The sequence below is a fragment of the Caballeronia arvi genome, from assembly GCF_001544695.2.
Taxonomy (GTDB): Bacteria; Pseudomonadota; Gammaproteobacteria; order Burkholderiales; family Burkholderiaceae; genus Caballeronia; species Caballeronia arvi.
The window spans coordinates 192,236-206,433 of sequence record NZ_FCOM02000010.1 but is presented as its reverse complement, the minus strand read 5'-3'; the positions used below and the strand labels follow the sequence as shown (position 1 = coordinate 206,433).

11 protein-coding genes and 1 pseudogene are annotated in these 14,198 nt (G+C 63.3%); 5 read left to right on the top strand and 7 right to left on the bottom strand.

What is annotated here, in order from left to right; translation table 11 throughout:
* Position 1: 1 nt before the first annotated feature.
* The 4 genes from AWB74_RS14900 to AWB74_RS14885 form a co-directional block, all read right to left on the bottom strand.
* On the bottom strand, positions 2-736 hold the full coding sequence (locus AWB74_RS14900; RefSeq protein ID WP_061147505.1) for a response regulator transcription factor: 735 nt from the start codon (positions 734-736) through the stop codon (positions 2-4).
* Positions 733-2,739, bottom strand: a complete 2,007-nt coding sequence (locus AWB74_RS14895) for an ATP-binding protein (protein WP_235024578.1) — start codon at positions 2,737-2,739, stop codon at positions 733-735. The genes AWB74_RS14900 and AWB74_RS14895 overlap by 4 nt, the downstream gene beginning before the upstream one ends.
* Positions 2,740-2,928: 189 nt before the next feature.
* Positions 2,929-4,584 (bottom strand): cation acetate symporter, encoded by a 1,656-nt coding sequence (locus AWB74_RS14890; protein WP_407642444.1) that lies wholly within the window; start codon positions 4,582-4,584, stop codon positions 2,929-2,931.
* A 14-nt stretch (positions 4,585-4,598) separates the two neighbouring features.
* Positions 4,599-4,904, bottom strand: coding sequence for a DUF485 domain-containing protein (locus AWB74_RS14885; RefSeq protein WP_061147503.1), 306 nt, complete (start codon positions 4,902-4,904; stop codon positions 4,599-4,601).
* A gap of 318 nt (positions 4,905-5,222) precedes the next feature.
* Here AWB74_RS14885 and AWB74_RS14880 point away from each other — a divergent pair, with 318 nt between their 5' ends.
* Positions 5,223-5,867, top strand: a complete 645-nt coding sequence (locus AWB74_RS14880) for a VOC family protein (protein WP_061147502.1) — start codon at positions 5,223-5,225, stop codon at positions 5,865-5,867.
* Between the two features lie 474 nt (positions 5,868-6,341).
* Positions 6,342-6,782, top strand: a complete 441-nt coding sequence (locus tag AWB74_RS14875) for a ferredoxin reductase domain-containing protein (RefSeq protein ID WP_235024577.1) — start codon at positions 6,342-6,344, stop codon at positions 6,780-6,782.
* Here the strand turns inward: AWB74_RS14875 and AWB74_RS14870 are convergent, their stop codons facing one another.
* Complete coding sequence (locus tag AWB74_RS14870) at positions 6,783-7,277, bottom strand: GNAT family N-acetyltransferase (RefSeq protein ID WP_061147501.1); 495 nt, start codon at positions 7,275-7,277, stop codon at positions 6,783-6,785. It abuts the gene before it with no gap.
* A gap of 45 nt (positions 7,278-7,322) precedes the next feature.
* The gene (locus AWB74_RS14865) at positions 7,323-8,138 is read right to left on the bottom strand and encodes an alpha/beta hydrolase (protein WP_235024576.1); all 816 of its coding nucleotides are present in this window, start codon (positions 8,136-8,138) and stop codon (positions 7,323-7,325) included.
* Between the two features lie 205 nt (positions 8,139-8,343).
* Here AWB74_RS14865 and AWB74_RS14860 point away from each other — a divergent pair, with 205 nt between their 5' ends.
* The 3 genes and pseudogenes from AWB74_RS14860 to AWB74_RS14850 all read left to right on the top strand — a co-directional run.
* Positions 8,344-9,735, top strand: coding sequence for a hypothetical protein (locus AWB74_RS14860; RefSeq protein ID WP_061147499.1), 1,392 nt, complete (start codon positions 8,344-8,346; stop codon positions 9,733-9,735).
* A 419-nt stretch (positions 9,736-10,154) separates the two neighbouring features.
* On the top strand, positions 10,155-11,396 hold the full coding sequence (locus tag AWB74_RS14855) for a glycosyltransferase family 4 protein (RefSeq protein WP_061147498.1): 1,242 nt from the start codon (positions 10,155-10,157) through the stop codon (positions 11,394-11,396).
* A gap of 37 nt (positions 11,397-11,433) precedes the next feature.
* Positions 11,434-12,138, top strand: a pseudogene (locus AWB74_RS14850) (GNAT family N-acetyltransferase); the annotation flags it as partial.
* 158 nt (positions 12,139-12,296) lie between these two features.
* Here the strand turns inward: AWB74_RS14850 and lpdA are convergent.
* Positions 12,297-14,060: a dihydrolipoyl dehydrogenase gene (gene lpdA, locus AWB74_RS14845; protein WP_087039009.1), complete on the bottom strand. Its 1,764-nt coding sequence runs from the start codon at positions 14,058-14,060 to the stop codon at positions 12,297-12,299.
* Positions 14,061-14,198: the final 138 nt, after the last annotated feature.

Here is a 14,198-nt window from a genome sequence, read left to right as displayed (position 1 = left end):
CTCAGGTCCACAGATGTTCGATATCGGTGTCGAAGATATAGCCCGCGCCGCGCTCGGTGCGCAGCAGCGTCGGCTTCTTCGGATCGATCTCGATCTTGCGACGCAGCCGCAGAATCTGCACGTCGATGGCGCGATCATAGATGTCATCGAACGCGCGCGTGCTTTCGAGCAGCTTTTCGCGCGTGATGATACGCCCCGGCGAACTCAGGAACGTGACCAGCAGATTGAACTCCGAATTGGTGAGCGGCACCGCCGACTGTTCCGCCGACGAGAGGCGGCGCGTATTCAGATTCAGCGTCCAGCCCGCGAAGCGATACGCGTTCGGCAGCTTGCCGCGCGTGAGCGGCGCGGCCGAGGTCGCGCCCACGCGGCGCATCACGGCGCGCATGCGCGCGAGCACTTCGCGCAGCGAGAACGGCTTGACGATGTAGTCATCGGCGCCGAGTTCCAGCCCCATCACGAGATCGGCTTCGTCCTTGCGGCCCGTGATGTACATGATCGGCACCTGCGCCTCCTCGCGCCAGCGCCGCGCGAGCTCGGTGCCGTCGCCATCGGGCAGGCCCAGATCGAGCAGCACGAGGTCGTAGCGTTTCGCGGCGAATACGCCGATGGCTTCCTGCGCGCTCGCGGCGCCGTCGGCGTGATAGCCGTGCCCGGAGAGATATTCGATCAGCAGGATGCGCATCGAGTGGTCGTCGTCGACGACGAGGATGCTGTGTTGCGGCTGCAAAGTCATGACGAGTCCTTCAGGGCCGATGCGACGGCCTCACGATCGAATGGTCGGGACAGCGCGACGACGCGTGCGCGCGGCGCATGTTCGCGCAGGCGCGCGGTGAACTGGGCGTGGTCCGCCGGGAGGCTGGCGGGGTCGGCGAGAACGAGCGCGAGGTCGTCGCCGATGCGGGCGGCATCGTCGAGCGCTTCGTGCGCGTCGGCGTAGCCGAGCGGCTCGAAGCCCAGTTCGGCGAGCCAGTCCTCGCAGCGTTCGCGCGATGCGGCGTCGGCGTCGATAAGCATGACGTGCTCGCCGTCGCCGATCGGTTGCGCGGGTTCCAGCGGTTCGCCCGGCGCTGCCGCCGCCTTCGACACCAGCGGCAGCACGAGACGAAAGCGCGTGCCCTCCGGGCCGGTGCGGATCGCGATGCCGCCCTGATGCTCGCAGGCCACGCCCGCGACGATGGCGAGGCCGAGGCCCGATCCGCCGCCTTTCGCGCGTGCGGAGAAAAACGGCTCGAAGAGATGCTGGAGATGTTCGGCGGGAATGCCGGGGCCGTCGTCTTCGACACCGACCCATGCGATGGCGCCCGGCGGTGCGTCGCCGATGGCGAGCGGCTCGTCCAGCGACGCCGCGCTGCCGGCGCGCAGCACCACGCGCGAGCGCGCAGCGAGGCTCGCATTGCTCGACAGGTTCAGCACGGCCCGCACGAGCTGGCCGCCGTGCGCCGCGACGAGCAGACGCGAATCGGCCGCTTCCAGTTCGATGACCACTCCGTTGCGGCACAGCGGACGCGCGAGCGCCACGCTTTCGCGCACGATCGACATCAGATCGAGCGTTTCGCGCACCCGGTCGCCGCGGCGCGCGGCCAGCAGGATTTCCTCGGTCAGCTCATAGCCGCGCGCCGATGCGGCCCGCACTTCGCGCAGCGGCCTGCGCGCGGCGGAATCGTCGGCGAGACGGTCGTGCGCGATTTCGGCGTAGCCATCGACGGCGGCGAGGATGTTCTTGAAGTCGTGCGCGACGCCGCCCGCGAGCAGCCCGAGCGATTCCATGCGGCGCGCCCGTTCGAGCCGCAGCGCGAACTGCCTGCGTTCGCGCACGGCGACCGCGACGAAGAACGTGAGGATCGCGAGCCCGGCCATGTCGATCTGCAAGTGCCACGCGCTTTCTGCGTTTTCGTAGCGATACGGCCCGAGCTTCATCAGCGTCAGGGCGACGCCGAACACGGCGGCGGTGCCGACGGTCGTCGCGGCGGCGGCGAGGCCGCCATGAATCGCGATGGCCGCGAGCAACAGCGAGACCACCGCGCGCTGCACCTGCTCCGACACATGCAGCGCCGCGGCCGCGGCCAGCAGCGCGGCGACCGCGACGCTGCACGCGAGCGCGATCAGCGGCTCTGCATGGCGCGTCGTGCCCGCGCTCTCCGACGCGCGTGTGCGCCACGCGAGCACGGCGGGCACGAGCACTAGCACCGCGACGCCGTTGCCAACGAAAAGCGTGCTCCATTCGCGCCACCAGCCGTCGTGACTCAGATCGCTGGCGAGCGTCGCGCCGAGCATCGATGTCGTGCCGATGGCGGCGAGCGGCAGCAGCAAGAGAAAGCGCATCAGGCTCGCGGTCGTGACGATAGTGCCGCCCGCGTCGACGTAGCGCCGGCCGAGCCACGCGCAAAGCGCCACTTCGAGCACGTTCAGGACGCAAAAGCCGAGATCGCTGCGCCACGACGCGGCGCTGAAATCGCCGGTGCAGGCAATCGCGATGAACACCGCGAGCAGATGAAAGGGCCAGCGTCGCGGCGCCATCGGCCAGAGGATCGCGATGGCGATCGCCGGCGCCGGCCACGCAATCGCGGCGAGCGTTTCGGCGCTTTCCAGATGCGCGACCGGCCGCGCGAGCAGATAGCAGAGGATGCCGAGCGCGACGGGTTCCGCCAGCGCGCGCGCACGGTTCGCGTCCGCATTGCGCCCGGCGTTTCCGCGCACGCGATTCGATGGAAGATCCTGCCGGGATGAAAGTGACATGAGCATGGACGCGCGGGCGCGGGCGATTTCGACGTCGATGGCGGCGTCATCGAGTGACGTGCCCTCCGTGCTTATGTCGGCAGGAAATGCGGGAACTTGAATGGGGCGGCGCGTGCATCGCACAGCCAAAAAAAATGCCGCAGGCACGCTGCGGCGAGCGTGCCTGCGGCGAGTGCAACGAGCGCCGGTTCAGTGCTTGCTGGTCGCGCCAGCCGCGCCGATGCCGGTCATCGATCGGATGAACTGACCGAGATAGAGTTGCTTCTCGCGCTGTCCCCGCGCCGACGAATCGAGCACCGAGAACAGCCATGCGGAAGCGAACGCCAGCGTCATCGAGAAGAGAGCGGGATTCGCGTACGGGAAAATCGCGTGATCGTGCTTGAGGATCTGCATCCAGACGGTCGGCCCGAGCACGAGCAGCACGATCGCGGACAAGAGCCCGGTGAGCATGCCCGCCACCGCGCCGCGCGTCGTGAGCCCCTTCCAGAACATCGAAAGGAACAGCACCGGAAAGTTCGCCGATGCCGCGATCGCCAGCACGAGGCCCGACAGGAACGCGATGTTCTGATGCTCGAAGATGACGCCGAGCAGAATCGCCAGCACGCCGATCACGAGCGTGGCGAGCTTCGAGACGCGGATCTCCTGCGCTTCGGTGACGTCGCCCTTGCGGAATGCGTTCGCGTACAGGTCGTGCGAAACCGCCGACGCACCCGAGAGCGCGAGGCCGGCCACGACCGCGAGCACTGTCGCGAAAGCCACTGCCGAAATGAAGCCGAGGAACAGGTTGCCGCCCACCGCGCCCGCGAGATGCACGGCGACCATGTTGCTGCCGCCGATGATCTTGCCGGCCGTGTCGTGGAAATTTCCGTTGGTGCCGACGATCACGATCGCGCCGAAGCCGAGCAGCAGAATCAGCAGATAGAAATAGCCGATGAAGCCCGTCGCGTAGAGTACCGACTTGCGCGCCTCTTTCGCGTTGGCGACGGTGAAGAAGCGCATCAGGATGTGCGGCAGGCCGGCCGTGCCGAACATCATGCCGACCGCGAGCGAGACGGCATCCACCGGATTCGAGACGAGGCCGCCCGGCGCCATGATCGACTGGCCTTTCGCATGCGCGTTGACCGCGCCCGAGAAGAGCGCTTCCAGATCGAAGCCGAAATACGCGAGCACCATGATCGCCATGAAGGTCGCGCCGCCGAGCAGCAGCGCGGCCTTGATGATCTGCACCCAGGTCGTCGCGAGCATGCCGCCGAACATCACGTACAGCACCATGAGACAGCCCACCAGCATGACGGCCGACATATAGCTCGTGCCGAAGAGAAGCTGGATGAGCTTGCCCGCGCCCACCATCTGCGCGACGAGGTACATGATCGCCACGGTTAGCGTGCCGCACGCGGCGGCGATGCGCACCGGGCGTTGCGCGAGCCGGTACGACACGACATCGGCGAAGGTGTATTTTCCGAGATTGCGCAGCCGTTCGGCGATGAGAAAGAGGATGATCGGCCAGCCCGCCACGACGCCGAGCGCGTAGATCATGCCGTCGTAACCCTTGTCGAAGATCATCGCGGAGATGCCGAGAAACGACGCCGCTGACACCATGTCGCCCGCGATCGCGAGACCGTTCTGGAAGCCCGTCAGTCCGCCGCCCGCCGCATAGAAGTCGGAGGCGGAGCGGGTGCGCTTCGCGGCCCAGCGCGTGATGCACAGCGTCAGGAGAACGAAGACGAAGAACATCGAGATCGCGCTCCAGTTGAGCGGGCGCGCGGTGACCGGACCCTGAATCGCATCGGCGGCGAGGGCCGGCTCGAGCGAAAGGACGAGCGCCGCGAGCGCGGCGGGAATCATCGAAAGTTGCTTCTTCATGCGTGATGCTCCTTCAGGGAATCGTTCAGCGCGTCGATGGAGCCGTTGGCCCTCAGCACGTAGACGGCGGTCAGGGCGAACGCGAGCAGGATGAACGCGACGGCCACCGGAATACCGAGCGTCACGGTGCCCGCGCCGATGCGCAGCGCGAGTGTCGAGGGAGAAAACGCGAGAAGAAGCACGAAGCTGAAATAGGCCGTCAGCATGACGGCGGTGAGCGTCCAGGCGAGCCGCGTTTTTGTTGCGACCAGGCGTCTGAAGTCGGGGTGGTGGCGAAGCGTCTCCAATTGCTGTTCGTCCATGCATGTGTCTCCGGAAAGGATGGATAGTCGCTGCGAATTCTTCTTGTCTTTTCGACGGGTCGTTCACGCGTTGCATCGGAGCGTGAGACTGTCAGGGAGCAGCCATTCTATTAATAAACCGACCGGGCGGTATGTTTATTTTGAGATGGGTGTGAGGGAAATCTGATCGAGCTTCGGGCTGTGCTGAGTGATCTATTTTTAAGCAACCGCCGTAAAGAGCGCTTTCGCCGCCCGTGCGGGCCGTTACCTGTCGTTTACCTTGACGACGACAACTGCGTTTCCGAGACTAGATGAGGCAACTTTCGAAAGGAGCCCGCGATGAGCACTGGACAATCGGAAGAGGGAAAAGCGCAAACGGTCGACATGAAGCTGGAGGTGGTCGTCGTTCCCGTGGCGGACGTCGATCGCGCGAAGCAGTTCTATGCGCAACTGGGCTGGCGGCTCGATGTCGATATCGCAAAGGACGACAAGTTTCGCGTCGTGCATTTCACGCCGCCGGGCTCGCATTGCTCCGTGCTGTTCGGCACGGGCGTCACGTCGCAGGAGCCCGGCACGGCGAAGGGCCTGCATCTCATCGTCTCCGATGTGGTGGCGGCGCGCGCCGCGCTCATCGAGCGTGACGTCGCCGTGAGCGAAGTTTTTCATGACATCGGCGGGGTCTTCCATCACGCGGACGAAGAGGGACGCGTGAGCGGGCCGCATCCGGATCGGGCGACCTACGCTTCCTTCGCCGCGTTCAACGATCCCGATGGAAACGAATGGGTTTTTCAGGAAGTGACTACGCGGTTTCCCGGAAGAGTCGACAGCCATCAAACGACATTCAGCTCGCCGATAGAACTCGCAGGCGCACTTCGACGTGCCGCCGCCGCGCATGGCGAGCACGAGAAGCTGACCGGCAAGCACGATGAGAACTGGCCGGATTGGTACGCCGAATACATCGTGCGCGAACAAGGGCAATCGTAGGCCATCATCTGCGCGAAGAACGGCTGACCGCTGGCGATCGCCTCGCACACCGATGTAATCGATGCCGCGAGTTTCGCCTCTCTTCGCGCGGATGAGGATTCAACGACGCGGACGATACGTATGAAGGCATCGGGCTTTCTGCGTCGGCGTCGCCTGCCTTGATGTTGTACGCCAGAATGGCGTACGCGCAGATGACTACCCAGAGCGTGCCGAAAGCAATCAGAAAATCATTCACGATCCTCTCCTCGCTCGGTTCAACTGAGCCGTGGAACTATCGTAAGGCCGATCGCTGAATACAATCAAATGATTGTCATGGATACGCCGGGAATATCGGCACGACTATATGACTGGTATTCGGCGCCAGTGCCTTGCCCGCGATTTCAGTCCACCCTACTCTCGAACTAAGCCGACTTTCCGATCAGTTCATCGATACATCTTCCGATTGCAGAAGATGCACGTTTCATTGGAGAAGACATGCGCGACAACCCGATTCCCGTCATCGTGAATGAACGAGACGAAAGCCGCTTCAGCTCGCTAAAAAACCCACGGACGATGCGCGAGCGCAGCGCGCGATCCATTCTTTTCGCGGATGCGACAGGGGCGGCATCGATCGTCGGAATCGCGCAACGTCTTGCATCGGCTGGACAAAGATTCGAAGTGCATAATTTCGCGCGACTGGCAGATCGCGAAACGCTGCGCGATGAAATCGACGCGCTTCGAAGGCACGGAAAGGTCTATCACTATTTCGACCTGTCGCACGATCTGTTCGCTGAAAAAAGCGCGCACGCCATGAGTCCCGCTCGCGCCGACACGCAGATCTATTGCAGCGGTCCGCCTGCTTTCACGGATCTCATCGAGCGTCAGGCGCGTGAATGGGTCTATGCGGCCAACGTGCACAAGATAGTAGCTGCCTGATCAGCCCGAGTGTGTGAAGCGCAGGCACATGCACAGATCATCGTCGAACGTGTCGTCGGCGAGGCCGGATTCTTCGAAGCCTAACGATCGGTAGAGCCGGATGGCAACGTCGTTGGCGGCCGCAACGGCGAGATGCACCTGCGTGACACCCTGCATGTTCTTCGCGAAGCCGATGGCTTCGCTCATCAGCATCTTGCTCACGCCCGCTCCGCGATAGCCCGGCGCAACGTACATGCCCCAGACGTGGGCCTTGTGCCGATGCTGCGGAAAAAGATCGCGACGCACGCCCACGACGCCAACTAACTGATCTTCCGCAAACGCGCCGAAGACCGCCTGATTTTCCGTCTGTATCACTCTGTCGATGACATCATCGGGAGAGCGATGCTTTTCGTCCTCGTAACTCGACGCGAACGAAGCAGGCGACAGCGTCAGCGCCGAAAGCCGAAGCGACTGGAACGCCTGAGCGTCTTCACGAGTGAGCGCACGAACGAGCATGAAAGAAACGGGCAACGGGCAGAGGGCTTCATTATATGAGCCCGTTCAGCGCGCTCCGTGTGCATTGATGAAAGCGGTGACGTCGGCGAGAACGGGCGAGGACGCAGACTGCTTCGCCGAGAACGACTCGACGATCGTGCCGTGCCCATAACCCGCATAGCTTTTCAGCACGACGCTATCGTGATGCGCACGCAAGGCATCGGCGAAACGCACGCTGTTGCGCGGATCGACATCAGTATCGGCGGTGCCGGCGGCTAGCAGCATCGGCGGCTCGTCTCCGCTCAGAAACGTGAGAGGCAGCGCTTGCGAGCGCAATGCCGCCGGAAAGATCTCGTCCATGTGCGGGTCGGTCGTCTGGAAGGCGGCGTAGGGGCCCGCGAGGCCGATCATGCCCGAGAGCGAAGTCTTCGACATGCCCCGCGCGGCCAGATAGCGCGGATCGGTCGCGAGCATGGCCGCGATGTGCGCGCCGGATGAATGTCCCATCACGAAGATGCGCCGCGGATTGCCGCCGAATTCGCGCGCGTGCAGACGCGTCCAGTACACGGCGGCGGCGGCGTCGTCGAGAAAGCCGGGGAACACGGTCTCCGGATAGATGCGGTAATCCGGCACGACCGTCACGATGCCGCGCGCGGCCAGCGCTTGCGCGACGCCGCGCGCATCCGTGCGATGACCGCTTTGCCATGCGCCGCCGTAGAAATACACGACGACAGGGCGATTCGCCGCGTCATGCGATGCGGGCGCATAGACATCGAGCCGTTGACGGGGCAACTTTCCATAGGCGACGCCGTCGGCCGCTTCGCCTTCATGCTCACGCGCGCGCGATGCAAACACGCCCGCCGCGCTTGCCGCGCCGGCCACGCATGCGGCCGCTGTCAGGTAAATGAATCTTCTTCTCGCCCGCACGCGCATGTTGCTATGGACCCGCAGTGGTTATCGGAGAACGGCTGACAATTCGTCGGTCAACTCGCTCTTTGCGAGATCATTAAACGACGTATTAAAGTCGACGTCCGTTCGCAAGCTATCGTTGCAGGAAATACACGGACTCGATCGACAGGAAAACGTAATGTCTATGCCCTCGTCGCGGCTGCTCGCGGACACGCTGCGCGCCGTCGGGCGCCGCTATCGCTTGCCGTCGCTCGACGCCATCGTCGCGCGGACGCAGGACGTCAGTGCGCCAACGGCGCTCGCGCTCGTGATCGAAGAGACTCGCAAGGTAATCGAAAGCGGAGATGCACCCGATGACGCGTTGAAGCGCCGCTTCATCGAAGCGCTCGCGCGCATGATCCGGGACGCGATGCGCCCGGATGCCGGCGATCCGGCGTTTCAGGCCGTGGTGCTTCGGCAGCAGGCAGCGCAGGTGGGCGAGTATGCGGCGTTGTCCGCGCAGGCCGGGCAGGACTGGCGTCTGGTTCGTGCGGCCATTACCGCGATCGCGCATCCGCGCAAGCAGGAACGCATGCGAACAGTCGCGCAACGAGAAGCGTTTGCACGGCTGTTCGCTATGGCGTCCTCGATCTCGGCGTCCGAAATTTGCAACACGGTCCGATGTCTTCTGGATGAGCCGGAAATTACAAGCGATGCGTCATTCCTGCGCGCTTTGACGCAATTGCGCGACAGTGCCGCGCTGGAGCACTTGCTCCGTCTCGAAGCACTGGAACCGGATGAACTCGTGCGGCGCTATCGGTCGCTGTGGGACCGGAACGGGCCGCGTCCCGGCAGCGCGGCGGCTGTGGCGCAAGGGGTCGAGGCGCAGCGGCGTGGCGCGGACGCGGAGGCATCGGCGGCGCGAGCAATGGAGGCGCTGGCGCAACGGCTCGACGAAGAGGACGGGCAGCCAGCGTCATACCGCGTCGTGACTTCGATGCGCGTGCCGGCTTCGCTTGCCGCCGGTCACGCGCGTGCCAAAACAGAATGGGACGCGGCCCTGCTGCGGCGCGCGCAAACGCCCGATGCGGCGCCTGCCTGGGATGTTTGCCTACTGGTCGAAGCGAAGGCCTCAGTCGATGCAGCCACGACCGACTTCGGGCGCTTGTTGCGCGGACTGCGCCTGCTCGCTCGTGCCGATGAAGATGCCGCCTACGCGTTCGAGACGCGTGAAGGCACGGTGCATCTTCGCGGCGCGTCGCTGAGCGCGCTACGCACCGACGATGCCGCGTTGGAGCAGACGGTGCTGTATTGCTGCGATGCATCCGACGACACCGCGTTGCGTCCACTCAGCGCCGCATGCCGCATGCGGCTCATGACAGCGCCGGCCAGCCTCGAATACGCCGGCACGCTGACGGACGTGGAAGATCTCGAACCGGTCTGGAACGCGATGCTGCAGTCGCCTCAATGGCGGGCAGTGCTCGATCAGTACCCGGCGCTGCGCCAGGTACGCGAGTTGATGGTTCACCCGGACGATCTGCTCGCTGCCGTAAATGGCGCTGCGGACCGGCGCAAAGTCGCACCCGAATGATTTGGTCAGACAGAATAAAGCATGCAGTGGTGAGTACATTGTTCGATAACCAACACAAACAACTTATTCGAAACAATCGCCTGATCGACTCCATTTTTGACCGATGAAAGAGATACGCTTGTTTCAATTTTCAGTGTCGCCAGAACATTGCTGAACGTGGTTCAATTAACTGTGCGATGAAAACCGCAGGTCTCAAATAGTTAGTCGCCCGGATAGACGTCAAGTATGAAGATTGCTGTTATCGCTCTGCCTTTCAAAGGTTATCGTCGCGTTCTAGACTGGTAAGCGATCAACGCAAATCGCTGGAGCGCGTATACATATGCGTTTTTTCAACGGGCCGTCGTAGCAGCGCACTGTCACGCCCCAGTCGCGCCGCTTCGGAAACAATAGCAAGGGGCGCGGCATGAAACGGGGAATTCGTGAAGATACTCATAGCGAACACACTCTACTTTCCGGATGAACCCGGAGGGGCCGAGGTATCGACGCGATTGCTCGCGGAAGGACTGGTGAAGGCGGGCATGGACGTGTGCGTGGTCTGCGCGACCGGCACGGGCGTCGATCGCGTCGAGGAAATGAATGGCGTGAAGATTCATCGTCTGCGCTCCGTGAATCTCTATTGGCCGCATCAGCGGCAGAAACGCGGGCGCGTCGCGAAGCTGATCTGGCATGCCATCGACGTGCATAACGTGATGATGTCGCGCAAGCTCCAGAGCATCATCGAGCAGGAAAAGCCCGACGTCATCAGCACGAGCAATCTGTCCTGTCTCTCCATCGATATCTGGCGTCTCGCGAACAATGCCGGCGTGCCGATCGTGCATACCGTGCGCGACTATTACCTGATGTGCCCCAACGCGCTCATGTACACGCGCGGCAAAGCATGCACGCGTCAGTGCGGCGTCTGTTCCGTCTATGCGATACCCAAGCGCGCTGCGTCGTCGCGCGTGTCGGTGGCGGTGGGCGTGAGCCGCTTCGCGCTGCAAAAGCATCTCGATAGCGGCTATTTCCCGCAGGCGGCGCACACGGCCGTCATTCATAACTGCTCCGAACCGTCCGAAGGTTCGGCCCCGCCGCAACGCTTGCGCCGTTATGAGGGCGGTCCCGTGCGGCTCGGCGTGCTCGGGCGCGTGTCGCAGGAGAAAGGGCTCGAGCTTCTGCTCGAACAACTGCTCGCCGACGATACCCTGCAGTGGACGCTCGCCGTCGGCGGCGCGGGCGATGCGGCTTATCTCGATTCGCTCAAGGCGAGATACGACGATCCGCGCGTCGAGTATCTCGGCCGCGTCAAGTCCGACGAATTCTACCGCATGATCGATGTGCTCGTGGTGCCGTCGATCTGGAACGAGCCCTTCGGACGCGTGACGGTGGAAGCGTACTCGCATGGCGTGCCCGTCGTGGCGGCGGATACTGGCGGCATTCCCGAAGTGATCGAGCCGCGCACGAATCTCGTGTTCGAAATGGCGCGGCCCGCTACGATCATCGGCAAGCTGCATGAAGCGGTGGCACTGCTGGAGGACCCGGGCGTTCACGAACGGTTGCGCGCCTACGCCGCGCGCTTCAATCGCGATGCGATGGTCGCTTCCTATCTCGAGTTGTATGAGAGCGTGCTCAACGATCCGCAATCGAGCGTGCTGTATGCTCGATCGCGCGGTTATCCGGTGTGATGCCGCGACGCCCCTCACGCAACGGAGTTCGTGACGCATGACGAGAACCAACGAGTATCAACAGCCCATCGGCGAGCCGGTGAGCGAGTGGAAAGCGCGTGAGCGGCCTGCGCGCATCGGCATCGACGGGAAGCATTGCCGTCTCGAACCGGTCGATGTCGAGCGCCACGCGGCCGATCTCTTCGAAGCCTATGGCAAGGCATCGGATGGCAGCGACTGGACCTATCTCTTCGTCGGGCCGTTCACGGAGTTCGATGCCTTTCGCGACTATCTGACGAAGGCCGCGGCGTCCGCCGATCCGCTGCATTACACCGTCATCGATTTGGAGAGCGGCAAGGCGGTCGGCACGCTCGCGCTGATGCGCATCGAGCCTGTGCATGGTGTCATCGAAGTGGGCAGCGTCACGTTCTCGCCCTTGCTCAAGCAAACGCGCATCTCGACGGAAGCGCAGTATCTGCTGATGCGCTACGCATTCGATGACCTGGGCTACCGGCGCTACGAATGGAAATGCGACAGCCTGAACGCGCCGTCGCGCAAGACGGCACTTCGGCTCGGCTTCGAATTCGAAGGCATTTTCAGGCAGGCGATCGTCTACAAGGGACGCAATCGCGATACGGCGTGGTACGCGATCATCGACCGGGACTGGCCGCGTATTCGCAAGGCATTCGAACGATGGCTCGCCGACGATAACTTCGATGCCAATGGCAAGCAGCGCGCGTCGCTGGCGCAATTGCGCGATGCGGTCGGTGATTAACGGCGGACATCACGTCTGCGCGTGCGCGCAGCCGGCCAGCCTAAACAAAACGAAGTCGAAGGCAACCCGCGCCGCAAGCCGATTCCCATCGACTCGATGGTGATCGGCTCTGCTCGCTAGTCGCGGCTCTGGATGCCGAGGCGGGTTTAGATATTCAACGCCCGCTTGTCGACCGCAAGCGCCGCCTCCCGCATCACCTCCGACAACGAAGGATGCGGATGACAGATCCGCCCGATATCCTCGCTCGCCGCCTTGAACTCCATCGCGACCACGGCTTCCGCGATCAGATCGGAAGCGTTCGCCGAGATGATGTGCACGCCGAGAATCTCGTCGGTTTTCGCGTCGGCGATGACCTTGATGAAGCCGTCCGTCTCGCCGATGCCCAATGCCCGGCCATTCGCCATCATCGGGAACTGGCCGGCCCTGACTTCGCGTCCTTCGGCCTTCAGCGCCTGCTCCGTCTGCCCAACCCACGCGATCTCCGGATGCGTATAGATCACCCACGGAATGCAGTTGTAGTCGATATGCGGCTTCTGCCCGTCGATGATCTCCGCCACCAGCACGCCTTCGTCCTCGGCTTTGTGTGCGAGCATCGGGCCGCGCACGACATCGCCTATCGCGTAGACATTCGGCACTTTCGTCGCGCAATGGCCGTCGACGGGAATGAAGCCGCGCTCGTCCGCCGACAGACCGATTGAATCGAGCCCGAGATCGTCCGTGTTCGGCACGCGGCCGATCGACACGATCAGGCGATCCGCATCGAGCGTCTGCGCGTTGCCGTCCTTGTCCTGGTAGGAAATAGAGACGCTCGAATCCGTCGTCTTCACGCCGTCGATCTTCACGCCGAGGTGAATCGTCAGGCCTTGCTTCTTGAAGAGCTTCGCGGCTTCCTTTTGCAGCGCCGTATCCGTCGTTCCGAGAAATTCGGGCAACGCTTCGAGAATCGTCACTTCCGCGCCGAGCCTGCGCCACACGGACCCGAGTTCCAGCCCGATCACGCCCGCGCCGATCACCGCGAGCTTCTTCGGCACGGCATCGAAAGCGAGCGCGCCTTCGTTGTCGGAGACGATTCTGTTGTCCACGGGCACATTCGGCAGATGCCGCGCCTTCGATCCCGTCGCGATGATCACGTGTTGCGCGGTATGCGTTTCGCCGTTGACATCGATCCTGAAGTTGCCGCCGTCCTTGCCCGCGAGCTTGCCGTGTCCTTTGAGCCAGGTGATCTTGTTCTTGCGGAACAGGAATTCGACGCCGCCCGTGATCTTCTCGACGATGGCTTCCTTGCGCCCGACCATTTTGGTGACGTCGACGGAAAGGTTGTCGATACCGCCGATGCCGTGATCGGCGAAGTGCAGCTTCGCGCTCTCGAATTTCTCCGACGACGCGAGCAGCGCCTTCGACGGAATGCAGCCGACGTTCAGACACGTGCCGCCGAGCTTCGGCTTGCCCGCGTGATTGATCCATTCCTCGACGCACGCGACTTTGCGTCCGAGCTGCGCGGCGCGGATCGCCGCGATATAGCCGCCGGGACCGGAGCCGATCACGATGACATCGAAATCGGCTTTGCCGGTGGATGTCTGTGCAGCGGGCGATGGCGCTGCCGCAGGTTGCGCGGCCTGGACAGCAGGCTTTTCAGGAGCAGGCGCAGGCGCCGCGGCCGACGCCTTCGCCTCCGTATCGATGATCGCGAGCACTTCGTCCGCATGCACGATATCGCCTTGCTTCTTGACCACTTCCGCGAGTGTGCCGGCGGAAGGCGCGGGCACTTCGAGCACCACCTTGTCCGTTTCCAGTTCGACGAGGATTTCGTCTTGCGTCACGGCGTCGCCCGCTTTCTTCTTCCACGGCAACATCGTCGCTTCGGTGACGGATTCGGAAAGCTGCGGAACCTTGACTTCAATCCTGGCCATTCAGATTCTCCTTGTGAGCGATTTCTCGCGACTGGAAACGATCGGGAAACGTTGGGCGAAGCGCGCCTTATGGACGGACGGCCTTGACCGGCCGGCCGGCGCGCCGAAGTCGTAGGATACGCCCTGTCCATGGGCTTC